We start from the raw sequence: 26,119 nt of genomic DNA, 5'->3' as shown, positions 1-26,119 counted from the left end.
CCTCCCCCAGGACCGCCGCATTCTAGGCATCCACAGTGGTGCGACGCGACGCCAGCCGATCATTAACCGCCCGTGGCTAGCCTTCCGCCGCGGCCGGCCCTGGCCGCGTCACCCGACCGGCAGCCGGTCGGGCCCACTACCCCGAGGGAACGAGATGAGAAGACCCCTGGCCCTGGTCAGTGCCGCGGTCGTGCTGGCCGCCGCCGCGCTGACCGGCGGCGCGGCGCAGGCCGCACCCCCGGCACCGGCTACGGAACGCACCGTCGGCACCGCCCGGACACCGGCCACCCCCGAGCCCGAGGCGACCCCGCCGGCGGTCCACCGGGCCAAGCCGTTCCGGGCGGTGCCACCGCCCGCGCGGGAGCCGGGCGCCAAGGCCACCCCGCCGGACTTCGGCTCGGGCGAGAAGATCCTCTCGGCGTACCACCGGGGGAAGCTGTCCCGCGACGACGCGGTCCGGCACGGGCTGGCCGCGCTGCGCGCACCGGAGACGGTGCCGGCCCACCTGCGGCCGACCGGCGCCATCCGCGACCCGCAGCGCTACCTGACCTACCTGTCCATGCTGGCCGCCACCGCCCCGCCGGAGGTGGCGCGCCCCATCGCTCCGGACATCGCGGCACCCACCGCCGCGCCCACCACCGCCGCCGCCTACGACGACTGCGCCGCCGAGCCGTACGAGTACCTGGGCGTCACCTACCGGTGCCGGGCCAGCGCGGGCGAGTTCCTCATCCTCTACAACATCGCCTCCGGCAGCCAGCCCGGCATCCCGGCGGACTACAACCCCAACGGTCGCGCCAAGGCCGTGCAGCACATGCTCAACTCCCTGTCGATCGCCGTCGCCGAGTACCGGGAGATGGGCTACCCCCTGCCGGTCCGGCCGGACAAGCCGTGGGTGCTCGTCTACGGCGTGGACGAGCTTCCGATCGTCGGCGGCCTCGGTTTCCCGATCGACGCCCCCTTCGTGCTGCCGTTCGGGCTGAACCAGCAGGCCACCATGCTGGTGCCGAACGGCCAAGACGACTGGGACTACCTGCCGCGGCACGAACTGTTCCACGTCATGCAGTACCAGTACTGGGACCGCAGCGACGTCAGCCTCGACTACCTCTTCAACTTCGTCGGGGGCAAGGAGTTCGGCTCGATGAACTGGTGGATGGAGGCCACCGCCGAGTGGGCCACCCACCAGACCTACGTCCGCGAGCCGTTCTATCCCATCCCCGGCGAGGAGAAGATGTACGCCCGCAACGTCTACGACGTGCTGAGCAAGCCGGGCGCGGCGCTCAACTCGTGGGGCGGGCTGGGCGGCGGTCCGCAGTACGGGGCGTTCCTGCTGCCCAGCTACCTGACCGAGCAGACCGACCCGAACTTCGTACGGCGCACCTGGGAGAGCGTCCGCGACCACGACCACCTGCCGATCGAGGCGATCCGGCACACCGCCAGCGGCTACGGGCTCAACTTCACGGACATGCTGCTCGGCTACCACATCGCCAACTACCGGCTGACCAAGGCGAACGCGGCCCCGGCACCGCACCCGGACGCGTGGCGCAACTACGGCTACACCGACCCGGACGCCGCCACGCTGTGGCGGATCAACCTCAGCGGCGAGACCGGGACGAGCGACGACGGCCTGGGCAGCGCGCGCCCGGCCCGCAAGAAGCACTCGACCCCGGCCGGCACCCACGTGGAGTACCAGGACATCCTGCGCAAGGGCGGTGCCGTCTACCACGACTTCTGGGCGGTGAAGAACTCCGGCGACTCGAGCTGTGGGTACTGCTCGACGCTGCTGGTCGACGTCACCAAGGACGCCAACCGCAGCTCCGCGGTGGTCATCTGGTCGCGTGCCGGCGGCGGTGGGACGGAGTACCCGAGCATCCAGACCGTGCGCTACCCGGACGCGGGCGGCCTGATCACCGTGCCGGACTTCACGTACCCGATGGTGGCCACCCTGGTCTCCACCTGGACCGAGCTGGACATCCACTCCGCCGACGCGGCGGACAGCCCGAAGACGTTCAGCACCTACGTCGAGACCACGCTGCCGCTCAAACCCCGCTCGTGCACACTGCGTCCGCTCTCGGTGCAGAGCGTGGAGATCAACGTCGAGCCGGAGGGCACCTTCAACCGGTACGCGGCCAGCACCCCGGACGGCTGGACCGGCGGCGACTCCACGTACTCGGTCAAGCTGCCGGACGGGCGGATCGTCTGGCTCTTCTCCGACACCTGGATGGGGCCGCTCAACGCCGACGGCACCCGGCCGCTCAGCGCGCCGCTGGTGAACAACACGTTCGTGGTGCAGAACGGGGGCAGCCTGACCACCTACCACGGCGGCACCGCCGGGTCGCCGCAGCCGCTGATGCCGCCCTCGGGCCCGGGCAAGTGGTACTGGGTCGGTGACGGCCACCTCTCCGACGGCCAACTCCAGGTGGTCTACCAGGAGTACGAGCGGTTCGGCTCGGGCGCCTGGGACTGGCGGTTCAACCGCAACGTGGTGGCGAACTTCGCCCTGTCCAACCTGCGCGAACCGGTCAGCGTGCGGGAACTGCCCTCGGCGAGCGGGGTGGCGTGGGGTTCGGCGCTGCTGCCGGCCAGCCGCAGCATGGACGGTTTCACCTACATCTACGGGGTCGACGACTCGCCGATCAACAAGCAGATGCGCATCGCCCGGGTGTACGGCGACGACCTGGCCGACGGCACCTGGCAGTACCACACCCCGTGGGGCTGGACCTTCCGGGAGCAGAGCTCTCGCAACCTGCTCACCGGCATCGCGAACGAGTACAGCGTCACCCCGTGGCGCAACCAGTTCCTGCTGCTCAGCCAGGACAGCACCGAGGCGTTCAGCGGCCAGATCAACGCCTGGACGTCCTGCTCGCCGTTCGGCCCGTTCACCCAGAAGACCCCGGTCTACCGGATGCCGGAACCAGGACCGTACGGCAGCTACTGGAACCCGAACGTCATCTCGTACAACGCGCACGTGCACGCGTCGCTGAGTTCGGGTGACACGTTCCTCGCGTCGTACAACGTGAACAGCATGGACACCCGCATCTCCCCGGACGGCGACCACTACCGTGACCCGGGGATCTACCGCCCCCGGTTCTTCCGGTTCGTCCTCGGCTGACGGACCGCGTGTCGCGCCGGGCCCGCCTCCGGGCCCGGCGCGACACCGCCGGTCAGCCGGGCTCGGCCGGCGGGTCGCCGTCCGTCGGGCCGGCCGGCGCGGTCGCCGCGTCCGCGGCCAGTTGGGTGCGGTGGACCTCGACGGCGACGACCAGGTCCTGCCACGGCATGCCGGTTCCCTTGAACAGCCGTGGCCCGCCGTCCGGTAGCCGGTCGCGCCCGGCCACCAGGTGGTGCAGCGGAATCAGCTCGTCCTTCCGAAGCACCCCGGCGGCCAGCGGGATGACCACGTCACCCGCCTCGCGCAGCGTGCTGGCCCGGGACTCCACGACGACCTGCGAGCGGGCGACGAGCGTGTCGTCGACCTCGCGGGCGTGCGGCGAGTGCGAGCCGATCGCCACGACCACCGCGTCGGCCCGCACCAGGGCCCCGTCGAAGAGCGGGATGGCCGCGCTGGTGCAGCAGCAGATCACGTCCGCCCGGGCCACCGCGTCGGCGGCCGAGCCCGGGTCGCGGGCGTCGACCGCGACGCCCGTGCCGGCGAGTCGGGCGGCGAGCCGGTCCCGCCGCGGGCCGGGCCGGGCCACCACGGTCACCGCGCCGACGTCGTGCAGCGCGAGCAGCGCCTCGGCGTGGCCGAGCGCCTGCGGGCCGGCCCCGAACACGGTGAGCCGCAACGGCCCGGCGGCGGTGGGCGGCAGCAGGTGCCGCACCGCGAGCGCGGACATCGCCGGCGTACGCAGGTTCGTCAGCCCGGCGCCGTCGACGAGCGCCACCGGGCGTTGCTCCGGGCCGGCGAAGAGCAGGAACGCCCCCTGGATCAGCGGCCGGCCGCGGCCGGGGTTGTCCGGAGTACTGGTGAGCAGCTTGCAGCCGGTGTGGCCGTCCCGGGTGGCCGGCATGACCAGCAGTTCGCCGGTCGCGGTGGCCAGCCGTGAGCGGGGCGGCTGCCGCTCCGGGTCGAGGCCCTCGACGAGGGCGGTCTCCAGGGCGTCGACCGCGGCCCGGATCGGCGTCCGCGCGACGTCGGCCGCGCCGATGAGGCGCATCCCGGCGAAGGTGGCGGCGGTCGGCGCGGCGAACTCGGTCACGGGCGGCTCCGGGGTGGGCGGCGGGCGGGACAGCCCGAGGCTAGTACCCGGTCACGGCGGGCAGCCGGCCGGCGGAAGGTCCCCCCAGGCGGGGGGCGAAGGTCCCGTCGACTGTGGTCCGCCGGCACTGCTCGCGCCCGGCCGGAACCGGTGGAATGAAGTCGTAGCCAAGAAGTGAGAGGAGCAGGCGCCATGACCGCCATCGCAGAGCGCCCGACCGTCAACCGCACCGCCAGCACCGCCCACCGGGCGGTCGCCGTCCCGGCCGAGACCACGCGGGAGAGGGCGACCCGGTACACGCTCGCCGGCCTGCGCCTCGCCCTCGGCTGGACCTTCCTCTGGGCCTTCCTCGACAAGCTGTTCGGGCTCGGCCACTCGACCGAGAGCGCCAAGGCCTGGATCAACGGCGGCAGCCCCACCAAGGGCTTCCTCGGCAACGCGGTCGCCGGACCGTTCGCCGACTTCTACCGCGCGTTCGCCGGCGCCGCCTGGGCCGACTGGCTCTTCATGATCGGTCTCGCCGCCATCGGCACCGCCCTGATGCTCGGCATCGGCATCCGGATCGCCGCCGCAGCCGGCGCGCTGCTCCTGGTCATGATGTGGACGGCCGTCCTGCCCCCGGCGAACAACCCCTTCATGGACGACCACCTCATCTACGCCGGCGTCCTCGGGGTCCTCGCCCTCACCGCCGCCGGCAACACCCTCGGCCTCGGCCGGTACTGGAGCCGACTGCGGATCGTGCGGCGGCTGCCCTTCCTGAAGTGACCACCGGCCCACGAGGGCGGCGCCCACACCGGGTGCCGCCCTCGCGGCGTGCCAGGCCCCGTCCGCCGGTGACCCGGCGGACGGGGCGGTCGGCTGTCACACCGGCACGACGGCGAGCCGGCCACTGGTGGGCGGCGCGGTGCCGGCCAGGCTGAGCAGGGTGTGCCCGGTGGCGTCGTCGACCAGGGCGACCCGGACCGCCTCGGGCTCCGGGTCGGCCAGCGGCACGGCGAACACCGCGGTCACCGGGCGGCCCTGGTAGCGCGCGGCGTGTGCGACGAAGCGCCACTCGCCGACGTCCCAGTGCTCCCGGACGTCCGAGCGGAGCAGCGCCGCCACCCGGCGGTAGGCGTCGCTGAGCTGGAGCTGCTGAACGGTGGCGAGCAGCGGTACACCGGAGCCGCCGCGCAGCGGGTGGGTCAGCCGGGCGCGCACCCGGCGCAGCGGCAGCAGCCAGGCCCGGTCGAGCTCGGGCGAGAGCGCCACCACCGCCGCCAGTTCGGCGATCAGCACCGCGCCGCCGGCCACCGGCCGGCCGCCGAGCGCGTCCGGCCAGCCGGTGGCGGCCAGCACGGCCAGACCGCCGGCGGCCACCAGCAGCCCGGCCCGGGCCAGGCTGCGACCGGAGACCGGGGTCGGCCGGGCGCTCAGGCACCCGCAGGACGAGGTTGGCGCGGCCCGGCGGGCGTAGCCGAGGTACGCGAGGAAGCCCGCGGCCAGCACGGTCGCGGCGACCGCCTCCAGCCGCAGAACGGGTGGCAGCAGGAGCAGCCCGCCGAGGGTCAGCTCGACGCCGCCGAGCAGCCGGTACGCCGGCAACGCCCGGCGCTGACCGACCAGCCGGACGAGCGCCGACCGGTGGGCCGCGGCGGCGGCGTGCCGGCTGACCAGCTTGACGCGGGCGGACCAGATCAGCACCGCACCAACGAGCAGTGGTTGCAGCGCCGCGATCATTTCGATCATGGGTTCTCCCCTCGAACGGTCCGGCGGCGGCGCCCCGGGCGAACCGGTGCCGCCCGGGGCGCCGCGCGTCAGGCGGCGGCGTAGACGGTGGCGATGTCGATCTCGTTGGTGTCCGGGTGCCAGGCGCCGAGCACCTGGACGTGCCGGCCGACCCGCAGCAGCGACATGTCGCTGATCGCCGGGGTGCCGTTGTAGACCGCCGCCGACCGGCCGGGCACCACGTGCGCGAGGATGCGCTGGCCCTTGTGGTCGAGGTGCAGCACGTTGCGGCCGACCGCCGCGATGTGCCCGTGCAGGTTGACGATGTTGACCCACACCGAGTCGGCGGCGAGCGTGCCGTCCGGCAGCCGGACGCCGCGGGCGTACAGCCCGTCGCCGACGGACACCCGGTCGAAGGTGGTCGGGTGCAGCTTCCAGATGCTCGTGCCGTCGGTGATCCGGATCGAGTGCAGCACGGTGTCCGAGCCGGTGACCAGCAGCATGCTGCCGGAGATCTTGCTGATCCGGCCCTCGGCGAAGTTCGGGTCCGGCGCGCCGGGCTCGACGGCGGCGGCCTCGGCGGCGAAGGCGGCCTCCGGGGCGAGCGAGCCGAGCGCGGTGGCGCCGACCACGCCGCCGAGCGCGGCGGTGGCGAGCAGCCGCCGACGGTCCAGGGTCTGGTCCATGGTGGTGCCCTCCCGTTCAGGTGGTGACCGAGCAGGGCCGCAGCCCGGTGGAGAGACTGGCGATCGCGCTGTACGCCGCGGGCGTCAGGTCGATCACCCGGTTGCTGCCGCAGGCCGAGCCGCAGCAGGTGCGCTCGCCGCAGAACAGGTCGGTCTGCGGTCCGCAGTCGGCGATCGTGGTGCCGATCCGGGCGCCGTTGCACAGGTTGGTGGTGTAGTGCCGGAAGCCGCAACCGCGGCGACTCATCCCGGTGATCCCGCAGGCGTGCGGGCGGGTGATGGCCAGGCACGCGTCCGAGGTGTTCGGCCAGGCGTGCTGGTAGTTGCCGGATCTGCAGGTGCCGCAGGCGCCACCGCCGGCCGTGCCGCAGGGACCCCAGGCGCTGCCGCAGCAGAACCAGGACACCTCACCTTGCAGAGCTGCCATGGGTACCTCCCCTCCAGGAACGTGATCGAAAACGATCAGGGTCTATATAGACGCTGATTGTTGTGTCACAAATCACCGAAGTCAACGGGAGGATGGAAGCTTTCCTACAGGCGCGGAGACCGACGACGCGAGCCGGTGAGCCGCGGCGACGCCGGCCCGACCGGAACCGATCCCAGCCGCCGTCCCGGCGCCGCCGCCCTTGCGGCGGCCCCGGTCAGTCGGCCACGGTCAGGTCGAGCGCGGCCAGCCGGTCCGGGTCGGCGAGCACGTCGATGGCGACGATCCGGCCGTCGGTGACGGTGAAGCCCATCACCGACAGCGGCCGGCCGTCGGCCACCACCACGACCCCGGCCGTCCCGTTGACCAGCGCCGGGCGGGCGAACGGGGAGAGTCGCCCGAAGGTGACCGCCTGCCCGGCGACCGCCCGGGCGCCGGTGACGACCACGGTGTGGCGCGGGCGGGCCGACCCACCGTCGGAGCGCAGCACGACCTCCGGGTGCAGCACCGCGACCAGCGCGTCGAAGTCGCCGTCGCGGGCGGCGGCGAAGAACGCGTCGACCACCCTCCGCTGGCGGGCGAGGTCGGCGTCGGGCGCCGGCGCCTGCCCGCGTACCCGGCGGCGGGCGCGGCTGGCCAGTTGCCGGGCCGCGGCCGGTGACCGGTCGACCATCGGCGCGATCTCCTCGAAGGGCACCGCGAACATGTCGTGCAGCACGAACGCGAGGCGCTCGGCCGGGGTCAGCGTCTCCAGCACCACCAGCAGCGCCAACCCGACCGAGTCGGCCAGCACCGCCTGGTGTTCCGGGTCCAGGCCGGAGTCCGGGCTGATGACCGGGTCCGGCACCCGTACGTCGAACGGCTCCTCCCGCCGCGACCCGCGCGAGCGCAGCATGTTCAGGCACACCCGGGCCACCACCGTGGTCAGCCAACCGGCCGGGTTCTCCACGCCGCCGGCGTCGGCGCGGCTGACCCGCAACCAGGCCTCCTGGACGGCGTCGTCGGCCTCACTGACCGAACCGAGCATCCGGTACGCCACCGCCCGCAGCCGGCTCCGGTGCTCCTCGAACCGCTCAGTCAGCCACTCGCGCTCGTCCACCTGTCACACGCCTTCCTCGCCGAGGTCCCTACCCGGTTGACCCGCCGCGGCCGGCCGATGTGACCGGCGGGGCGGATTCCGGTCGGTGCCGGCGCGCGGCCAGCACCCGGAGCGCGACCCCGACGGTCCAGGCGAGCAGCGGGAAGACGGCCACCCGCTCCATGCCGCCGACGCCGAAGCCGAGGTCGACCTGGGCCAGGAACGGTACAGTCGGGCCGCCTGAGGCGAGCCGCCCGGGGCGAGCCGGCTGGGGCGGCGGGCGGAGCCAGCCGGCCGCCGCGAACCGCTCCGGGTGGTACTCGAACGACCTGGGGGTCGGGGTCAGCGGCCCGCTGGCCCGTCCGCCGGGCCGTAGAGGCTGTCGAGGTGGGTGTCCAGCGCGGCCAGCGCCCGCTCCGCGCTGTACTGGCCGCCGAGCAGGTAGAGGCCCAGCCCCTCCATCAGGGCCAGCACCCCGGCCGCCGCGTCCCGGCGGGACGCCGGCAGGAGACCGGCGACGAAGTCCACCAGTTGCCCGGTCTCCTCGCGGGTGCCGGCGTTGGCCTCCGGACGTACCGCGGTGTAGGCCAGGAACGCCAGCGCGACCCGCCCGTCGGCGCGCGACTCCTCGGTCAACGGCAGCAGCGCGGTGATCATGGCCCGGAGCAGTTGCCGGGGTGGCGGATCCTCGCCCAGCCGGCTGACCGCGTCGGTGATCCGGGCCTGGCTGCGGTCCCGGACCACGCCCATGGCGAAGGCCATCATCTCGTCCTTGGTGCGGAAGTAGTGCTGCACCAGGCCGGGCGAGACGCCGGCCTCGGTGGCCACATGGCGCAGGCTCACCGCCTCCAGTCCCTGCCGGGCGGCGACCCGCATCAACGCGTCGGCGATGAGCGTGCGCCGCTCGTGACGGTCGACCCTCTTCGGCATGGCGTCATGCTGTCACGGCGCGATCGGACCGGTGACCGGCCGTCGGCGCGGCGCCGGGGTCCTCGATGGTCACCGTCCCGGCCGCGGCGTCCACCGTGACCAGTTGCCCGGTGCGGATCCGGCGGGTGGCGTCGGGCACGCAGATCACGGCGGGGATGCCGTACTCGCGGGCCACGGTCGGGCCGTGGGCCATCACCGCGCCGGTCTCGGTGACGAGCGCGGCGGCGGTGAGGAACAGCGGTGTCCAGCCGGGGTCGGTGGTCGGCGCGACCAGGACCTCGCCGGGTTCGAGGCGCGCGGTGGCGGGGTCGTGGACCACCCGGGCCGGTCCGGTGGCCCGGCCGGCGGCTGCTCCCACGCCGCGCAGCGCGCCGTCCGGGGCGGGCCGGGCGGGCAGGACGGCCTCGACGTCGGTGCCGTCGGAGAGCACCGCCACCGGAACCGTGCGCCGGCGCAGTTCCCGCCGGTGCACCGCCTGCCGGGCGGCCACCGTCGCCCGGTGGTCGGCCCCGTCGTGCACGGCCGCGTGCGTCTCGTCCAGGGTCAGGAACATGACGTCGCCCGGCTGCGCCAGCAACCCGCGCCCGGCCAGGTCGGCGCCGATCAGCAGCAGTTGCCGGCGCATCTCGCGCAGCCGGTACAGGCCGGCGAACTTGCCGGCCTCGCGCAGCCCGGCCAGCGACCGCGCCCGGCGCAGCAGGAACCCGGCGAGCCGGCCGCGGACCGGCCGGCGGCGGCGGGCCCGCGCGAGTAGGTCCGCCAGGGTCGCCTCGGCGATCGCCGCGGCGCGGGCGTAGCGCCGGTCGGGCGCCTGCTCGGGGTCGGTGACCCGCAGATAGTTGGCGAGCATGGCGAAGACCGGCGTGGGGTCCTCGTCCCACCGGGGCACGCCGAGGTCCACTTCGGCGACCGCGCGGTGGCCGTAGCGGTCCAGGAAGTCCGCCAGCCCGACGTCGGGCAGCGTCCCCCGCCGGTAGCGGGCGACCAACTCCGGCGGCGGCGTGCTGAGCAGCAGGTCACGGTGGTCACCGGCGCGCTGGCTCAGCCGCCACAGCGCCAAGTCCATGTCGAGGGTGACGTTGTGGGGCATGCCGGCGAGCACGGTGTTGATCTCGTCGCGGCTGGCCACGCCGTCGAGCAGCGTGGGCGGCAGCGCCGCGGCGAGCATGCCGGCGACGATCGGCCAGACGATGTCGTCGGTGCCGGCCGAGGGGTCCTGGGCCCGGACGAACTCCAGCCGCTCGGCGGCGGTGGCCAGCCCGGCGGGCGCGGCCGAGCGGAGCCTGAGCTGCTCGACCTCCCGGAACAGCCGTTCCCGGGCGGCGTCCGGCCGGGCCAACGAGCGGGTGACCCCCGCGACGGCGCGCAGGCCGGTCCGCAGGGCCGGACCGGAGCGGGCCCGGCGGGCACCGGCGCCCGGCTGCGGGGCGAACCGCGGGTCGGCGAGCAGGTGCTCCACCACGGCCTGCGCGCGCGGGCCGAAGTCCACCGCCATCAGCTTGACCAGCCGCTTGCGGGTGGTCCGGTCGCGGACCAGGTCGGTGAGGTCGCCGTAGAGTCGCCCGCCGATGTCGGTGACCTCGACGGTCAGTCCGAACGCGGCCAGCATCCCGGCGACCAGCGTCTTCAGGCTGGACATGCCCATCGGGGTGGCCGGCTGGAGCATGCCCTGGACGTGACCGAACTCCAGGTAGACGCGGGGGGTGGGCTTGCCGGTGTCCGGCGGGAGCGGGAACAGCGTGGTGATCGGGCGGGACTGCAGCAGCCAGAGCACGCCGTCGTGGTCGTACGCCCACTCGACGTCCTGCGGGACGCCGAAGTGCTGCTGGAGCCGACGGCCGGTCGCGCGCAGCTCGGTCAGCTGCGCGGCGGTCAGCGGACCCCCGGCGGCGGGCGGCGCGTCGTCGAGGACGTACCGGTCGACCTCGGTGGCGCCGTCCACCACGGCGGTGCCGAGGCCGGGGGCGGCCTCCACCACCGTCTCGGTGCGGCAGCCGGTGAGCGGGTTGGCGGTGAACAGCACCCCGGCGGCGGCCGGATCGACCATCCGCTGCACGACGACGGCCATCCGCACCGACCCATGGTCGATCTGGTGGGCGTCGCGGTAGGCGACGGCGCGCGGGTGGTGCAGCGAGTCCCAGCAGGCGCGGATCGCGGCCAGCAGGTCGGGCAGCCCGGTGACGCCGAGCCGGGTGTCCTGCTGGCCGGCGAAGCTGGCGTCCGGCAGATCCTCCGCGGTGGCGCTGGAGCGCACCGCGACCAGCCCGCCACCGAGCAGCTCGTACGCCCGCGCGACCTCGGCCTCCGGGACGGCGCCCCGGTCGTGGGCGGCGGTGGTGACGCAGAAGCCGGCGGGCACGCGCTCACCAGCGCGGATCAGCTCGCCGATCCCGGCTGCCTTGCCACCGACCAGGTCGACCATCTCGCCGGTCACCTCGGTGAGCGGGATCACCCACATGCCAACACCTCTTTACAATGCAGTTGCATTGCGAAAGAACCTACCCGTTTCACGATGCGACTGCAATGCGAAACCGACGTCCGCACCGAGCCCGTCCCGGCGTCGGCTCGGCTGGCAGGATGGCCGGGTGGATCTCGACTCCGGCGCCGGCCTGCTGCACCGGCTGACCTCGTACCTGCCGAGCCGCGAGTGGAACGTGCCGGCGGACGACCCGCGGGTGCGCCAGGATCTCGTCCCGAACGATCCCGCGACCCTGCCTCCGCCGATGAAGGGCTACCCGGACGCGCTTCCCGTCGTGGCGCTGCCGCGGGACCTGCCCGACCCGGGCGTACCCGCGACGGCCGTTCTCGCCGGCGTCACCGGCCCGGCGCGCCCGCTCGACGCGGCGCAGCTCGGGCGGGTGCTCTTCCTCGGCGCCGGGGTGGTGCGCACCGCCCGGCGCGACGGTCGGCCGATCTTCTACCGGGCCGCCGGGTCGGCGGGCGCCCGCTTCCCGCTGGAGGTGTACGCGAGCACCCGTGGCGTCACCGGAATCCCGGACGGCGTGCACTGGTACGACCCGGCCCGGCACGCGCTGGTCCAGGTCGCCCCCGCCGCCGCCGGCGCGGTGACCACGCTCGTCGTGACCGGCGTGCCGTGGCGGACCGGATGGCGCTACGCCGAGCGGGGCTGGCGGCACCTCTACTGGGACGCCGGCACGCTGCTGTCCCAGCTGTCGGCGGCCGCCGCGAGCGCCGGCCTCCCGGCCCGGCTGCGGTCCCGCTTCCCAGACGCCGCGGTCCGGGCCCTGGTCGGCGCGGACGGGGTGCACGAGTACCCGCTCGCCCTGCTCTCCCTCGGCGACGGTGAGCCGGCGATCGGACCCGCCGGCCCGGCCACCCCGGGCGACCTGCCGCCGATCGAGCTGCCCCTCTGCACCGCCGCGCAGCGCGCGGGCGACCGGACCGACCTCGGGCAGCCGTGGCCGCAGGCGGACCCGCTGCCGGACTTCCCGCCGTCCGACACGCTGGACGAGGTGGTACGCCGGCGCGGCTCGCAGCGGCGGATGGATCGTTCCCGCACGCTGCCCCGCACCGCGCTGGAATGGCCGCTGGCCGCGGCCCTGCGCGGGGTGCCGGTGCCGCACTGGGTCGCCGTGCACGGCGTCGACGACCTGGCACCCGGCCTGTACCGGTGGCCCGACCTGTCCCGCCCGGTGCGCGCCGGCAACCTGCGCGTCGAGCTGCTGCGGATCTGCCTGGACCAGTCGCTCGCCGGCGACGCGGCGTACGTGGTCATCGCGGCCGTGCCGCTGGCGACGCTGGACGACCGTGGCTACCGGGACGCCCAACTCGCCGCCGGGCTGGTCGAGGGCCGACTGCACCTGGCCGCGTACGCCCTGGGCGCGGGGGCGTCCGGGATGACCTTCATCGACTCGGAGGTGCCCGGCCTGCTGGCCGAGCCGGACGAGCTCGCGGCGCTGCTCTTCACCTGCGTCGGCGTCCCCGGGTACCGCTCCCGCGCCGGGGGCCGGCCGGGCGCACCGGTGGAGATCCGCCCAGTCGTGCCCCGCCTCCGCCGCTCCTGATCGCGGGCGGGACGTCCCGGCCCCCGGCGGTCCCCGGAGCGCCCCGAGCCGCCGGGTGCCGCCCCGCGGCCGGCCGGCGACGGCGCCCGCGGCGGTCGCCAGGTCGACGACGGTGATCGACTGTCGGAGGGCGTCGCTACCGTGACGCCATGGTGACCGTCGCCGACGTCCGCGCGCTGGCCCGGACGCTGCCCCGCACCACCGAACACGTGATCCGCGACCGGATCAAGTTCCGGGTGGGCGCGATCGTCTACGTGGCCTTCTCCCGCGACGAGCGGACGATGGGCTTCGGCTACCCGAAGGAGCAGCGGGACGGCCTCGTCGCCGCCGAGCCGGAGGTGTTCTTCCTGCCCGGCGCGGCCGATCTGCGGTTCAACTGGGTGTGCTGCCACCCGGAACGGCTCGACCACGACCAGATGACCGAGCTGGTGACGGAGGCGTGGCGGATGGTGGTGCCGAAGTTCCTGGCCCGGCAGCGGCTCGGCGACTGAGCACGGGCGGACGGGCGGCCGAGCGACGGTCGAGCGGCGGCCGTTTGCCGCCGGTCGGCGCGGGTAGCCACGGTCTCCGGCACGGGAAGGACGGCGCATGGCTGAGCTGAAGTTCTTCGACAAGGTGGCCGCGCGGGCGAACGTCCCGCCGGAGACGGCGCGATCCCTCACCGAGGCCACCCTGCGCACCCTCACCGAGCGGATCAGCGGTGGCGAGGCGGCCGACCTGGCCGACCATGTGGCGGCCGAGCTGCGTCCGCTGCTGATCAAGGGCACCGAGGATCCGGAGGCGTTCGGGCACGACGAGTTCCTGCGGCGGGTGGCGGAGCGGGCCGACGTGGCGCCCGACGTCGCCGAGGCCGGCGTGCGGGCCGTCCTGCAGACGCTGCACCGGGTGGTCGGGCACGCCGAGTTCGAGGAGGCGCTGGCGCAGCTGCCGGCCGATCTGCGGGCCCTGGCCCAACCGGTGCCCCGCACCCCCTGACAAGCGCTGCCCCGGGGCTGACCGGCGCCGCGCGCCGCGCAACCACGCCACGGGTCAGTGCTTGCGGAGAGGCGGCGTGGCCGACTCGGGCACCAGCGGCTCGCGGATGGCCCGGCGCACCTGGCGGGTGCTGATCGTCTCAGCCAGCGCGAAGGCGGTCAGCGCGGCGGCGAGGACCGCCAGCCCGGCCAGCCGGGACACCCGGGTGCACACCGCCGTCAGCGCGATCAGCGTGAGGATCGCGACCACCCGCAGGGGGCGGATCCGCTGCGTGATGCGCCACCAGAAGAGCTTGTCGCCGAGCAGGAAGAGGATCACGCCGCCGAAGAGGGTGAGCAGGGGCATGTCCCACCCGACCGGACCGTGGAACCGCTCGACCTCCGCCACCGTCTTGCGAAGCCCGAGCGCGACCAGCACGATTCCGATGATCATCACCAGGTGCGCGTAGGTGTACGCCTCGAGCGCCAGCCGGCTGCGCTGCCCGTCGCTCAGGCTCTGCACCCGGCGCTGCCCCATGGTGGCGTCGACGTCGAAGTACGCCCACCACAGCGTCGCGATCAGCACCAGTCCGAGTACCGTGGCGAGGACCATCATGGTGGAGACCGCCCGGTTGGTGACCGACAGGCCGGTCGAGACGATCGCGCCGCCCAGCGCGACCAGGATGATCAGCCCGAACCGGTCGGCCCAGTGTTCCGCGGAGCGGACCAGCCAGTGCCGGGCGTTCAGCAGGTAACCGCTGCCGAAGTCGACCACGACGGCGGCGACCCAGAGCGCCGAGCGGACCGGCTGGAAGGCGTCGGGGTCGGTCGACGTCTGCGGCACGGCGGCAGCGGCGTAGAGCAGCGCGAGCACCACGGCGGCCGGCACCGCTAGGCGCACCAACTGGCCCCGGAAGGCCCGGTCGCGCCGGGTGATCATCCAGAAGGCGACGAGGTTCAGCGCCCGTACCACGCCGTACGCGGTCACGAAGACCACCGGTCCGGACAGTCCGCCGGGCAGGTCGGCGAAGACCACGGGCACTGTGATGGCGATGACCAGGATGCTCGCCGCGGCACCGAGCAGCATCGCCCGGGCGACCGCGTTCTCCGTCCGGAACGCGCTGCCCAGCCAGGCGTAGCAGGACCACGACCACCAGAGCAGGGCCAGCACCACCACCCCCTCGAACAGCCCGCGCGCGTTGGGTACCGCGGTCATCAGTTCGGTCACCTGGATGAAGGCGAAGACGTAGACCAGGTCGAGGAAGAGCTCCTTCGGGGTGACGCCGCTGAACCGCTCGGTGACCGGTTCGATCGCCCCGTGCAGCGCCCGGTGCCGGACCCGGAAGACGGTGCGGTCCAGCATCACCAGGCTGACCACGGCCGCGGCCAGCAGCCCCAGACCGAGCACCACCGGCAGGTGCGCCGCCACCGGGGCCAGCACGAGCACCAGGGCGACGCCGGTGATCGGCCCGCGACCGAGCAGGCCCATCGACCGGCGCTCGAACGCGATCAGGCCGACCAGGTACAGCGCCACCCCGCCGTACAGGGCGAACAGGCCGAGCCCGGACTCGTGCTGTATCGACTTGAAGGCGAGGCCGTTGAAGGTGTGCTTGAGCCCGAGGGAGAGCAGGATCAGTCCGGCGATCATCGGCAGGTGCAGGAAGGTGTACGCGTCCCGGGCGAGCAGCGCGCGGGTCCGGCCCGACGCCCGCTCCAGCGCGTCCTCCGCGCCGAACCGGGCGATGTCGAAGTACGTCCACCAGAGCACGCCCACCAGCAGCATGCTGAGCACCGCGCCGCTGACCACCCCCCAGCTGACCGGGGTGCCGGTGCCGACGCCCTGACCCATGCCGGCGGAGATGATGATCTCGCCGAAGGCCACCAGGATGATCAGGTGGAACCGCTCCGTCCAGTGCTTCACCGAGGAGATCGGCCACGAGGTCAGCCGCAACGCCATCGAGCCGCCGTACTCGACCACGAGGGCGAGCAGCAGCAGGCCGAACCGGGCCCACTCCCCCGCCACGCTGCCCTCGCCGAGCGGCCGGGGCAGCAGCGCCGCGGCCAGCAGCACCACCGCCGCGGCGAACAGGGGTAGCCACAGTTGCGCGAGCCCGGGGCGGTGGTCGGGCGTCGACCGGGTGACGATCGTCAGGATCAGCAGCGTGCTGGACCGGATGACCAGGTAGCAGATCACGAAGAGCAGCGGCCCGGGCAGGCCGCCCGGCTTGTCGGCGAACGCCTCCTGCAGGTTCGCGCCCATCACCAGGACGATCGCCGCCAGGCCGAACATGGCCACCGGCATGACGCCGCGGTCCACCCGGACCGCGTTGCCGACCCAGGCGTACGACAGCCAGCAGGACCAGAGCAGGACCAGCAGCACCCCGGCGTGCAGCAGGTTCGCCACGGTCAGGTCGGCGGCGGCCATGGCGGTCACGGTGACGAACGCGAAGACGAAGATCAGGTCGAGGAAGAGCTCCAGCCGGCTGACCGCGCTGGACTCCCCCACCAGCTGGATCCGGCCAGCCGCCACCTTCGGCCCCTTGTCCGCCACCCCCTCACTCTGCCAAGGGCCGCCGGAACGGACAGGCGATCCGGCAACCGGGTCCGCGGCTCGGCCGCCGGTCCGCCGGGCGGTGACGCGGGGCCCCGGTCCGTCGTACCGACCGGTAGCGGGCCGTGGCGCACCGGTCGACCGTCCGGGTCGGGCCGTCGTCAACGCTTTACGGGACGCGTATCTTTGCGGGTAGGTTTCCACCAGCCGACCAGGGTTCTCGTGATGCTCAAGAGCCGGATGACGCGGGACGACGGACGCGCTCCAGAGGAGATCCGTCGGCGCAACCTCGGTGCCCTGCTCCGCCACGTGCACCTGCACGGCCCGCTGTCCCGCGCCGCGCTCGGCACGCGTACCGGGCTGAACCGCAGCACGATCATGGCGCTCACCGCGGACCTGGCGGCGGCGGGGCTGGTCCGGGAGTCCGGATTGTCGTCGACCGGCCGGGCGGGCCGGCCGTCGGTGGTGGTCCGGCCGGAGTCCGAGCGGGTTCACGTGCTCGCCTTCGACGTGGCGGTGGACCGGTTGGCCGCGGCCCGGGTGGGGCTGGGTGGGACGATCATCGACCGACGCGATGCCGTCCGGTCCCGGGCCGGTGCCGACCTGGACGTCGTCGTCGGCGTGCTGGCCGAGCTCGGCCGCGAGTTGCGGGACGGCACACCGCCGGACTCGGTCTGCGTCGGCGTCGGGGCGTCCTACTGCGGGATGATCCGGCCCTCGGACGGGATGGTCCGGTTCGGACCGGACATGGGCTGGGTGGACCAGGCCTTCGGCGCCGAACTCGGCCGCCGGCTCGGCCTCGACCTGCCCGTGCTGGTCGGTAACGAGGCCCACCTGGGCGCCATGGCGGAACACCAGCGCGGGGCCGGGGTTGGCGTCCGCAACCTGATCTACCTGCACGGGGACGTCGGCGTCGGGGGCGGGATCATCGTCGACGGCGAACTCCTCGACGGCGACGCCGGGTACGGCGCCGAACTCGGGCACATGATGGTGAACCCGTACGACGGGCGGCCCTGCGGGTGCGGCTCGCGCGGCTGCCTGGAGGCCGAGGTCGGCGAGCGTGCCCTGCTGGACGCGGCCGACCGGCCGGCGGGGTTGATCGGTCGCGAGGCGGTACGGGCAGTGGTGGACGCCGCCGACCACGGCGACCCGGCGGCGCGGGACGCGCTGCGGCGGATCGGCGACTGGCTGGGCATCGGCGTGGCGAACCTGATCAACCTGTTCAACCCCGGCCTGGTGGTCTTCGGCGGCATGCTGCGCGACGTGTACCGCGGGTCGGCCGCCCAGGTCCGCGCGCGGATCGCGGAGAACGTGCTGCCGGTCTCCCGGGAGCGGGTGCAGCTCTCCGTCTCGACCCTGGGCGACGACGCGACGCTGGTCGGTGCGGCGGAGCTGGCCTTCGCCGCGCTGCTGGCCGATCCACTGGCCGGGGCCCGGCCCGGCTCCTCCCCGGCCGCCGCGCCGCCGGTGACCCACCCTGCCGGCTAGGGGCACTACGCCCGCCTGCTCGCCGCGGCCTGCGCCCTGCTCGGCCCCGGGCCGGCGGAGCTGGAGTCGTGGGGCGACGAGCCCGCCGTGCTGGCCGGCTACCGGCAGGCCGGGTTCGTCGACGTCGAGCGGGTCGACGGCGGGGAGCTGGTGCTACCGGCGAGCCGGTCGGCCGCCACCGACCAGGGCCTGGACGCCTGACCCCGCACCGCGTCGCCCGCCGTCCCCGACCGGCTCCGGCCAGACCGCGTCGACGGGTAGGCGGGGGGCGAGCCGGAGCAGGGTCAGGCTGGCCACCGCGACGATGCCGGCCGCGGCCAGCCAGAGCAGTTGCGGGTTCGCACTGACCAGGCCGGTGACCCCGGCCGGCGCGAGGATCGCCGAGACCGCCCAGGTGAGCTGGTAGACCGCGAGGTAGCGGCCCCGGTGCGACGGCGGTGCCGCGCCGGCACCGAGCGACGCCGACGGTGCGGTGTGCAGCAGTTCCCCGAGGGTGAACAGCAGCGTCGCGGCCAGCAGCCCGACCGCCACGCCGACCCCGGCGGGCAGCCGGGCGGCGAGCGCGAAGGCCCCGAACGCAGCGATGAAGACCACGCCCGCGAAGGCCATGGCGTGGGTCCGGCGTACGGTGCGCTGCCACCGCAGCACCGCCAGTTGACCGGCGCCGACGAGGACGGCGTTGACGGTGAACAGCACGCCCAGCAGACCGGCCGGCGCGTCCAGCACCATCGCGGCGTAGACGGGTACGGCGAGCGGGAAGATCTGGTGGGCGACGGTGAACGCCAGCTCGGCCAGGACCAGCCGCCGGTACGGCCGGTCGGTGAGGACGCGGCGGTAACCGGCGAACATGCCGAGCAGGCTCGGCGGGTCGGCGTGCGGCGGGTCGGCACGGCGACCCCCTCCCGTGCCCCGTGCGGTGCCGGCGAGCAGCGCCGCCGCGAGAAGGAAGCTCGCCGCGTTGCCGACGGCGATCAGGTGGTACCCGGATGTTCCGACGAACTCCACCGCCGCCGCGGTGAACAGCCCACCGAGCCCGAAGCCGACGTTGCGCGCGGTGCGGACCAGCGCGTAGAGCCGGTCCCGGGCGGCCCCCTCCGCCAGGTCCGCGACGTACGCGCTGTTGGCGGCGTAGTAGCTCCGGTCCCCGACGGCGACCAGTGCGGCGACGGCGACGAACGCGGTGAAGCCGTCGACCAGCGGATAGCAGGCGAATCCCACCGCCCTCGCGAGGTAGCTGGCGATGACGACGTGCCGTGCCCCGAACCGGTCGGCGAGCACGCCCGCCACCGGATTGGCGGCCACGCCGGCGATCGCCGCGAGGGTGAGGCCGAGGCCGATGCTCGTCACCGGCAACCGGGTCACCTGGTGGAAGAAGAGCACCGTGAGCGGCAGGTAGAGCCCCGAGCCGAGGGCGTCGACGAAGAGCCCGGCCAGGTATCCGGTGCCGGCGGTGGAACGGAGGCCCCGAGCCGGGGCGGGCGGTCGTGTGCTGGTCACCCGATGATCATCGAACCTGAACCGGACTTCAGCTCAACCCTCCGGGCTGGGCGGTTTCGCCCAGCCCGCCGGTGGGACAGCGCCGGGCTGCCGCCGCCCGGGTGAGTCGCGCGCCGACCTCGGCCGCGTGGGCGACGAGTTCCGGCGGGTCGAGGACCTCGAACTCGAAGCCGAGGACGGCCACCCAGATGATCATCGTACGGAGGTTGTTGCCGCCGGTGCTCAACAGACACGAGTGCGCGTCGACCGGCTCCAGCACCCCGGAGGTGGGGGTGATCACCGCGGCGGCCTCGGCCAGCGGCACTCGGAGCAGGAATTGGCCGCGGTAGCGGTACGCGTCCGTGGCGATCCCCTGGGAGGCGTACCGGGCGACGTCCGCCGGTGGCTCGCGGGGCGTGAAACGGGGGCCGGTGGGGATCCGGGGCATCATCCGGTCGACCCGGAAGGTACGCCAGTCGGCCCGCTCCACGTCCCAGGCAACCAGGTACCAGCGCCGGCCGGTGTGCACCAGCCGGTGCGGCTCGACGGTACGGACGCCCGGCTCGCCGCCGCGCGACCGGTAGTCGAACCGCAGCCGCTGGTGGTCACGACAGGCCAGCGCCACCGCGGTGAGCACCTCGGACGGCACGGTGGGGCCCGATCCGGTCAGCGGCACCGTCATCGCGTCCAGCGCGCCGACCCGGTGCCGCAGCCGGGGCGGCAGCATCTGTTCCAGCTTGGCCAGGGCGCGTACCGACGTCTCCTCGATGCCGGCGACGGTGCCGCCGGCGGCGGTGCGCAGCCCGACCGCGACGGCGACCGCCTCGTCGTCGTCGAGCAGCAGCGGCGGCAGGGCCGCACCGACGCCGAGCCGGTAGCCGCCGGCCACCCCGGGGGTGGCGTGCACCGGGTAGCCGAGGCCGCGCAGCCGGTCCACGTCGCGGCGCACCGTCCGCACGGTGACCCCGAGCCGCTCCGCCAGGGCGGCACCGGACCAGTCGCGCCGGTTCTGCAACAGCGACAGCAGCCGCAGCAAGCGACCGGAGGTCTCCCACATTCGCCAGAGTCTCGCAGACATCGAGGACAAGATCTGTCCTCAAGGGTCGATAGCGTCGAGTCATGACCGAGATGACGAGCTTCCGCATCGAGATCCCCGAGGCCGACCTCGACGACCTGCACCGCCGGCTGTCCGCGACCCGCTGGCCGGACGAGCTGCCGGGGGTCGGCTGGGAGCGCGGCGTGCCCGTGGGCTACCTCCAGGAACTGGCCGGCTACTGGCGGGACGGCTTCGACTGGCGCAAGCAGGAGGCCGAGCTGAACCGGTACCCGCAGTTCGTCGCCGACGTGGACGGGCAGCGGCTGCACTTCCTGCACATCCGCTCCACCGACCCGGCGGCCGTGCCGCTGCTGCTCATCCACGGCTGGCCCGGCACGGTCGTCGAGTTCCTCGACGTGATCGGCCTACTGAGCGACCGGTTCCACCTGGTCATCCCGTCGGTGCCCGGGCACGGCTTCTCGCCGGCCCCGGCGGCGTCCGGCTGGACCCACGCGCACACCGCCCGCGCCTTCGCCGGCCTGATGGCCCGGCTCGGCTACCAGCGGTACGGCGTGCAGGGCGGCGACATCGGGGCGTTCATCGGGCCGCAGGTCGGGCGGGTCGCGCCGGAGCAGGTCATCGGGGTGCACGCCAACGCGTTCGTCACCTTCCCGCAGGGGGAGTTGACCGGGCTGACCGAGGCGGAACAGCGGCGGCTGGCGCTGTTCCAGCGCTTCAACGACGACATGATGGGCTACATGCACATCCAGGGCACCCGCCCGCAGACCCTGTCGTACGCGCTGACGGACTCCCCGGTCGGGCAGCTCGCCTGGATCGTGGAGAAGTTCAAGGAGTGGACCGATCCGGCGGCGGACCTGCCCGAGCAGGCCGTGGCGCGGGACCGCATCCTGGCCAACGTGGCGATCTACTGGTTCACCGCCACCGCCCGGTCCTCGGCCAACCAGTACTACGAGACGTTCCACGAGGTCGCTGACTGGGGCGGCCCGCGCGGCACGGTGCCGACCGGGATCGCCGTGTTCCCCAACGACGTCGCGATCCGCCGGCTGGCCGAGCGGACCGAGAACGTGACGCACTGGGCCGAGTACGACCGCGGCGGCCACTTCGCCGCGCTGGAGGCGCCCGACCTGCTGGCCGACGACGTCCGGACGTTCTTCGACGGCCTGCGCTAGCCGGCTCCGCCGGCCCGGGGGGTCGACCACGGCCACCCCGCCGGTGGCCGGCTCCGCAGGCCCGGGGGTCGACCACTGCCACCCCGGCGTGCGGAGACGATGCCTCGGCGTCATCGTCGTGACGCCGAGGCATCCGGCGCCGCAGGCAGGTCGATCCGCGCCGGGGTGCCCCGGAAGTGCCGCGAGGTGCGCGGACATCAGGTGTCGCGGCCCGGCGCAGCCGTCAGGGAGCGGCCCGGCTCTCCGTCGGCGGTCAGCACGATGCGGCGGGTGGCGTGCCCGCCGGCCTGCCGCGTCCAGGCCTCGGCCGCCTCGGCGAGCGGGCTGGTCGTGTAGTCGAGGACCAGTCGGCCGGCGGCGGCGTGGTCGGCGACCGTTTGCAGTGCCCCTGCCTTCTGCTCGCTGGTCAGCTCGTTGTTGGTGTAGCCGAGGATCCGCAGCGACCGGCTGCGCAGGGTCGCCGAGTCGAACGGGGCCCGCTCCCCCGCCGAGCTGCCCAGGTTGACCAGCCGGCCGTGGGCGGCGAGGGTACGCAGTGCCGCGGCGGCCGGCACCCCGAACAGCGGGTCGAGCACGACGTCCACCGGCCCGTCGCACGCCTCGGTGAGCCGCGCCGCGAGCGACGCCACGTCGTCGCCCGCGCCGAGCGCGACCACGGCGTCCGCGCCCAGCCGGCGGGCCCGTTCCTGGGCGGCGGCGGAGCGGCAGGCGGCGACGACGCGGCGGGCGCCGTGCAGCCGCGCCACCTGCAGGGCGACCTGCCCGACCACGCCTCCGGCGCCGAGCACCAGCACCTGCTCGCCCGGACGCAGCTCACCCCGCCAGGTCAGCGCCATCCAGGCGGCGACCGCCGAGAGGCCGAGGGCGGCGACGAGCGTGTGGTCGACGTCGTCGGGCAGCGGCACCACGTCGGCCGCCGGGACGACGCAGTAGTCGGCCATGCTGCCGTCGCCGGGACGCATCCCGGCGGTGGTGGAGAACCAGACCGGGGTGCCGTCGTCCAGCCGGCCCACCCCCTGCACGCCGGGCACGTACGGCACGGCCGGCGCCCCGAAGTACGAGGTGCCGGTCCCGCACAGCACGTCGAGCGGGGTGATGGGCGCTGCGGCGACCGCCACCCGCAGCTGCCCGTCGGCCGGCCGGGGCGGTTCCCGGCGTACCACGACGGGCGGTCGGCCGCACTCGGTGATGACCGCGGCGCGCATCAGGTGGCGATGTCCGGGTAGGGCAGCGAGAAGTGCGCGAGCCGCCGCGCGTACTCCTTCTGGAAGCTCAGCGGTTCGGCGTGGTCGCGTTCGAACATGGCGATGAACAGGGTCAGCGTCAGGAACGGGTGCGCGCCCAGGGCGAACAGCCGCACGTAGTCGTGCCCGGTGAGCGCCTCGCGTTCCTCGTCGGTGAAGCGCAGCCAGGTGCTGGCCTCGGGGACGTGGCAGTTGAGGATCTGGTTGGCCCGCTCGGCCTCCCACCAGGTCACCGTGCCTTGCGGGTCGTCGCGGTAGCGCTCCACCAGCTCGGGGTCGCGGTCGACGGTGTAGAGGAACTTGTTCAGCAGGTACTTGCTCATGCCGCCGGCGCTCCCTTCGGGTACCAGGTGAAGTAGGCCTCCATGGTGTGGAACAGGTCGAGGGTGTCCACGTAGTCGGCCTTCGCGCCCTCGCCCGCGACGCCCATCATCAGCATGAAGTCCATGAAGCCGTGGGTGGCGTTGCCGGGGGCGTGCAGGCTGTCCAGGGTGACCTCGGACAGGCAGCCCTCCAGGTCGCCGCTGGCGATCCACTCCACCGCCCTGCGGTCGAACTCCGGGTCCGGGCCGTGCTCGCCGAACTGGCGTGGCCCGCCCAGTTCCAGCGACAGGTGCCCGGTGCCGATGACCGCGACCCGCTGGTCGCTCGGCCAGGACTCGATCAGCTCCCGGATCGTCCTGCCCAGCTGCACGAAGCGCTTCGGCTGCGGCAGCGGCGGGGCAAAGATGTTGGTGTACACCGGCACGATCGGCAGGTCGGCCTCCGGCCGCAGGGTGATGATCGGGCAGGTGATGCTGTGGTCGATCCGCAGCTCGTTGCTGAACGCCAGGTCGAAGCCGGCGTCGAGGCCCTCCCGCAGCAGGTAGCCGGACAGGTCCTCCTGGCCCTTGAGCAGCATCCGGGGCAGGCCGAACTCGCGTTCCTCGTTGTACCAGTTCGCGTCGTAGAACGGCGCCTTGCCGATGAGGAACTGCGGCATGTTGTCCAGCCAGAGCTGGTGGAAGTGGTCGGAGCCGACCATGACGAGCACGTCCGGGTTGGCCCGGGTCAGCGTCTCGCGGAAGGCAGTGATCTTGCGTACCCACTCGTCGGCGAAGGCCGGCCGGTCCTCGCCCTGCGCGGTGCTGGCCCGGTAGTAGAAGGGGTGGTGGGTCGAGGCGATGACCGCGGCCAGTTCGGCCATGACGGCTCCTCTCAGGCGGGATCGGGGGTGTTGGTGGCGTTGCGGTCGACGGTCAGGTAGACGTCCATGCCGATCGGGTTGCGGCGTTCCTCGGCCAGGTGCCCGAGCAGGCCGGCGGCGCGGGCCAGCAGCGCGAACCCGCGTAGCAGGTCGACCGGCAGCCCCAGGTCGGCGAGCGCGGCGCCGCAGACCCCGGCGCCGTTGAGCGGGAGGGTACGGCCCAGCACCCGCGGGTGGACCCGGCCGATCGCCTCGAACAGCCGCAGGTGCGGCCCGCGCAGCTTCTCCTCGTCGGCGATGCGGATGAGCACCGGCGTACGCGGGTCCTGGACCTTGTGCACCGGGTGACCCAGGCCGGGCACGAACCGGCGCTCGGCACGCGCCGCGCCGACGGCGGTCAGCGCCAGCGCGTCCCAACCGGCGTCGTCGGTGGGCAGCGGCCCGTCCACGCCGGCCAGGGTGCCGGCGAGGAAGCGCCCGCAGTCCTCGGTGACGCCCAGGAAGCGGGAGCCGCCGCCGAGCAGCCCGGCAGCCAGTGCCCCCTGCAGGGATTCCGGGGCGCTGAGGTACGTCAGCCGGGCGGCGATGGCGGTCGGGGTGAAGCCGTGGTCGGCCAGCGCGACCAGCACCGCCTCGAAGACCCGCACCTCGGACGGGGTGGGGCGGCGCCGCGCGACGAGCCAGAACGCGAGCTCGCCGAAGCCGACCTGCCCCATCAGGTCGGCGGCCAGGTCCTGGCCGAGCAGGCGGATGCTGTCCGCGTCGGAGGTGCCGATCGCCGTCGGGAAGGTGGTCACTGGTCCTCCTGCTCCTCGGACAGCCACTTGCGGATCTCGGCGCCGTGTTCGTCGAGGCCCGGCGGCGGTAGCTGGTAGCGCGGCGGGGTCGCCGAGAAGGTGATCGGGTTGCGCACGCTCGGCACGGCGCGGTCGCCGTCGCCGACGCTGACCACCGGTTCCAGGCCGAGTTCGGCGGCGAGCGCCACGCCGCCGTCGATCGTGTTGATCGGGGCGCACGGCACCCCGGCGGCGATCAGCGCCCGGAACCAGTCGTCCTTCGAGCGGGTGCGCAGCCGGTCGACCAGCAGCGGGCGCAACTGTTCGCGGTTGGCGGTGCGGTCCTGGTTGCGCCCGAATCGCGGGTCGTCGACCAGTTCGGGGACGCCGAGCACCGCGCACAGCTTGGCGAACTGGCTGTCGTTGCCGGCGATGACGATGAGTTCGCCGTCGGCGGTGGGCAGCGGCTCGTACGGGAACAGGCTCGGGTGGGCGTTGCCCATCCGGTAGGGCACCACTCCCCCGGCCACGTACGCGCTGCTGTGGTTGACCAGGCCGGACAGCGCCGAGGACAGCAGGTTCACCTCGACGTGCTGCCCCCGGCCGGATGCGCCGCGGTGGTGCAGCGCGGCGAGGATGCCGATGGTGGCGTGCATCCCGGTCATCACGTCGAACACCGAGATGCCGGCCCGGTAGGGCGAGCCGTCCGGGTCCCCGGTCAGGCTCATCAGGCCGGAGATGGCCTGCACCATCAGGTCGTAGCCGGGCAGTGCGGCGCCCGGGCCGGTGCCGAAGCCGCTGATCGAGGCGTAGACGACGCCGGGGTTGCCGGCCGCCACCGACGCGTAGTCCAGCTCGAACCGGCGCAGCCCGCCCGGCTTGAAGTTCTCGATGAGCACGTCGGCCCGGGCGGCGAGCCGCTGGGCCACCGCCAGGTCGTCCGGGGCGCGCAGGTCCAGGGCGATCGACCGCTTGTTGCGGTTGATCCCGAGGTAGTACGTCGAGACGTCGTCGCGTACCGGCGGCATCCAGGTGCGGGTGTCGTCGCCGGCCGGGCTCTCCACCTTGACCACCTCGGCGCCGAGGTCGGCGAGGAGCATGGTGGCGTACGGCCCGGCCAGGATGCGCGAGAAGTCGGCGACCAGTATGCCGGCCAACGGACCGCTCGCT

Annotated in this window: 22 protein-coding genes; 7 read left to right on the top strand and 15 right to left on the bottom strand. The window is 73.9% G+C overall.

The features are described from left to right. The first annotated feature begins 154 nt into the window (after window positions 1–154). Complete coding sequence (locus GA0070609_RS08520; RefSeq protein WP_088993310.1) at window positions 155–3,109, top strand: hypothetical protein; 2,955 nt, start codon at window positions 155–157, stop codon at window positions 3,107–3,109. A 52-nt stretch (window positions 3,110–3,161) separates the two neighbouring features. Here the strand turns inward: GA0070609_RS08520 and GA0070609_RS08515 are convergent, their stop codons facing one another. Continuing rightward, complete coding sequence (locus tag GA0070609_RS08515) at window positions 3,162–4,199, bottom strand: ornithine cyclodeaminase family protein (protein ID WP_231928584.1); 1,038 nt, start codon at window positions 4,197–4,199, stop codon at window positions 3,162–3,164. Between the two features lie 192 nt (window positions 4,200–4,391). Between GA0070609_RS08515 and GA0070609_RS08510 the strand changes: the two genes are divergently transcribed. Further along, window positions 4,392–4,964, top strand: a complete 573-nt coding sequence (locus tag GA0070609_RS08510) for a DoxX family membrane protein (RefSeq protein ID WP_088993309.1) — start codon at window positions 4,392–4,394, stop codon at window positions 4,962–4,964. Window positions 4,965–5,060: 96 nt separating this feature from the next. On the opposite strand, the gene GA0070609_RS08505 is transcribed toward GA0070609_RS08510, so the two are convergent. The 6 genes from GA0070609_RS08505 to GA0070609_RS08480 all read right to left on the bottom strand — a co-directional run bounded on the left by GA0070609_RS08505 (window position 5,061) and on the right by GA0070609_RS08480 (window position 11,482). Continuing rightward, window positions 5,061–5,927: a MauE/DoxX family redox-associated membrane protein gene (locus GA0070609_RS08505; RefSeq protein WP_197700234.1), complete on the bottom strand. Its 867-nt coding sequence runs from the start codon at window positions 5,925–5,927 to the stop codon at window positions 5,061–5,063. Window positions 5,928–5,995: 68 nt separating this feature from the next. Further along, entirely contained in the window at window positions 5,996–6,592 is a 597-nt protein-coding gene (locus GA0070609_RS08500) for a cell wall protein (protein ID WP_088993308.1), read from the bottom strand. Between the two features lie 16 nt (window positions 6,593–6,608). Next, window positions 6,609–7,019 carry an RlpA-like double-psi beta-barrel domain-containing protein gene (locus tag GA0070609_RS08495; RefSeq protein ID WP_088993307.1) on the bottom strand — a complete coding sequence of 137 codons (411 nt, stop codon included), beginning with the start codon at window positions 7,017–7,019 and terminating at the stop codon, window positions 6,609–6,611. Between the two features lie 214 nt (window positions 7,020–7,233). Continuing rightward, the gene (sigJ, locus tag GA0070609_RS08490; protein ID WP_088993306.1) at window positions 7,234–8,115 is read right to left on the bottom strand and encodes an RNA polymerase sigma factor SigJ; all 882 of its coding nucleotides are present in this window, start codon (window positions 8,113–8,115) and stop codon (window positions 7,234–7,236) included. Between the two features lie 321 nt (window positions 8,116–8,436). Beyond that, the gene (locus tag GA0070609_RS08485; protein WP_088993305.1) at window positions 8,437–9,024 is read right to left on the bottom strand and encodes a TetR/AcrR family transcriptional regulator; all 588 of its coding nucleotides are present in this window, start codon (window positions 9,022–9,024) and stop codon (window positions 8,437–8,439) included. 4 nt (window positions 9,025–9,028) lie between these two features. Beyond that, window positions 9,029–11,482: a PEP/pyruvate-binding domain-containing protein gene (locus tag GA0070609_RS08480; protein WP_088993304.1), complete on the bottom strand. Its 2,454-nt coding sequence runs from the start codon at window positions 11,480–11,482 to the stop codon at window positions 9,029–9,031. 127 nt (window positions 11,483–11,609) lie between these two features. Here GA0070609_RS08480 and GA0070609_RS08475 point away from each other — a divergent pair, with 127 nt between their 5' ends. The 3 genes from GA0070609_RS08475 (at window position 11,610) to GA0070609_RS08465 (ending at window position 14,024) form a co-directional block, all read left to right on the top strand. Further along, window positions 11,610–13,049 carry a nitroreductase family protein gene (locus GA0070609_RS08475; RefSeq protein ID WP_231928583.1) on the top strand — a complete coding sequence of 480 codons (1,440 nt, stop codon included), beginning with the start codon at window positions 11,610–11,612 and terminating at the stop codon, window positions 13,047–13,049. Between the two features lie 149 nt (window positions 13,050–13,198). Continuing rightward, window positions 13,199–13,540 carry an MmcQ/YjbR family DNA-binding protein gene (locus GA0070609_RS08470; RefSeq protein WP_088993303.1) on the top strand — a complete coding sequence of 114 codons (342 nt, stop codon included), beginning with the start codon at window positions 13,199–13,201 and terminating at the stop codon, window positions 13,538–13,540. Window positions 13,541–13,637: 97 nt separating this feature from the next. Beyond that, entirely contained in the window at window positions 13,638–14,024 is a 387-nt protein-coding gene (locus GA0070609_RS08465; protein WP_088993302.1) for a DUF2267 domain-containing protein, read from the top strand. Window positions 14,025–14,078: 54 nt separating this feature from the next. On the opposite strand, the gene GA0070609_RS08460 is transcribed toward GA0070609_RS08465, so the two are convergent. Then, window positions 14,079–16,553, bottom strand: a complete 2,475-nt coding sequence (locus tag GA0070609_RS08460; RefSeq protein WP_172899310.1) for a low temperature requirement protein A — start codon at window positions 16,551–16,553, stop codon at window positions 14,079–14,081. Between the two features lie 225 nt (window positions 16,554–16,778). Between GA0070609_RS08460 and GA0070609_RS08455 the strand changes: the two genes are divergently transcribed. Then, a complete protein-coding gene (locus GA0070609_RS08455; protein ID WP_088993300.1) occupies window positions 16,779–18,041 on the top strand; it encodes an ROK family transcriptional regulator in 1,263 nt (420 codons plus the stop codon). A gap of 153 nt (window positions 18,042–18,194) precedes the next feature. Here GA0070609_RS08455 and GA0070609_RS08450 read toward each other — a convergent pair whose 3' ends face one another. Both GA0070609_RS08450 and GA0070609_RS08445 read right to left on the bottom strand, forming a co-directional pair. After that, window positions 18,195–19,538 carry an MFS transporter gene (locus tag GA0070609_RS08450; protein ID WP_088993299.1) on the bottom strand — a complete coding sequence of 448 codons (1,344 nt, stop codon included), beginning with the start codon at window positions 19,536–19,538 and terminating at the stop codon, window positions 18,195–18,197. Window positions 19,539–19,566: 28 nt separating this feature from the next. Beyond that, window positions 19,567–20,574, bottom strand: coding sequence for a helix-turn-helix transcriptional regulator (locus GA0070609_RS08445; protein WP_088993298.1), 1,008 nt, complete (start codon window positions 20,572–20,574; stop codon window positions 19,567–19,569). A 71-nt stretch (window positions 20,575–20,645) separates the two neighbouring features. Here GA0070609_RS08445 and GA0070609_RS08440 point away from each other — a divergent pair, with 71 nt between their 5' ends. Then, window positions 20,646–21,743, top strand: a complete 1,098-nt coding sequence (locus GA0070609_RS08440) for an epoxide hydrolase family protein (RefSeq protein WP_197700331.1) — start codon at window positions 20,646–20,648, stop codon at window positions 21,741–21,743. 197 nt (window positions 21,744–21,940) lie between these two features. Here GA0070609_RS08440 and GA0070609_RS08435 read toward each other — a convergent pair whose 3' ends face one another. From GA0070609_RS08435 to GA0070609_RS08415, 5 genes are read right to left on the bottom strand one after another with little or no spacing between them, the layout of a single operon-like run. After that, a complete protein-coding gene (locus GA0070609_RS08435; RefSeq protein WP_088993296.1) occupies window positions 21,941–22,948 on the bottom strand; it encodes a quinone oxidoreductase family protein in 1,008 nt (335 codons plus the stop codon). Then, window positions 22,948–23,310, bottom strand: coding sequence for a hypothetical protein (locus GA0070609_RS08430; RefSeq protein WP_088993295.1), 363 nt, complete (start codon window positions 23,308–23,310; stop codon window positions 22,948–22,950). Before GA0070609_RS08430 ends, GA0070609_RS08435 begins: the two co-directional genes overlap by 1 nt. Continuing rightward, window positions 23,307–24,173: a DODA-type extradiol aromatic ring-opening family dioxygenase gene (locus GA0070609_RS08425; RefSeq protein ID WP_088993294.1), complete on the bottom strand. Its 867-nt coding sequence runs from the start codon at window positions 24,171–24,173 to the stop codon at window positions 23,307–23,309. Before GA0070609_RS08425 ends, GA0070609_RS08430 begins: the two co-directional genes overlap by 4 nt. An 11-nt stretch (window positions 24,174–24,184) precedes the next feature. After that, window positions 24,185–24,970 carry a citryl-CoA lyase gene (locus GA0070609_RS08420; RefSeq protein WP_088993293.1) on the bottom strand — a complete coding sequence of 262 codons (786 nt, stop codon included), beginning with the start codon at window positions 24,968–24,970 and terminating at the stop codon, window positions 24,185–24,187. Next, window positions 24,967–26,106: a CaiB/BaiF CoA transferase family protein gene (locus GA0070609_RS08415; RefSeq protein ID WP_088993292.1), complete on the bottom strand. Its 1,140-nt coding sequence runs from the start codon at window positions 26,104–26,106 to the stop codon at window positions 24,967–24,969. Before GA0070609_RS08415 ends, GA0070609_RS08420 begins: the two co-directional genes overlap by 4 nt. Window positions 26,107–26,119: the final 13 nt, after the last annotated feature.

The organism is Micromonospora echinaurantiaca (assembly GCF_900090235.1).
Lineage (GTDB): Bacteria > Actinomycetota > Actinomycetes > Mycobacteriales > Micromonosporaceae > Micromonospora > Micromonospora echinaurantiaca.
Note: the sequence above shows the minus strand (reverse complement) of the source record. Positions and strands in the feature narration are given on the sequence as shown.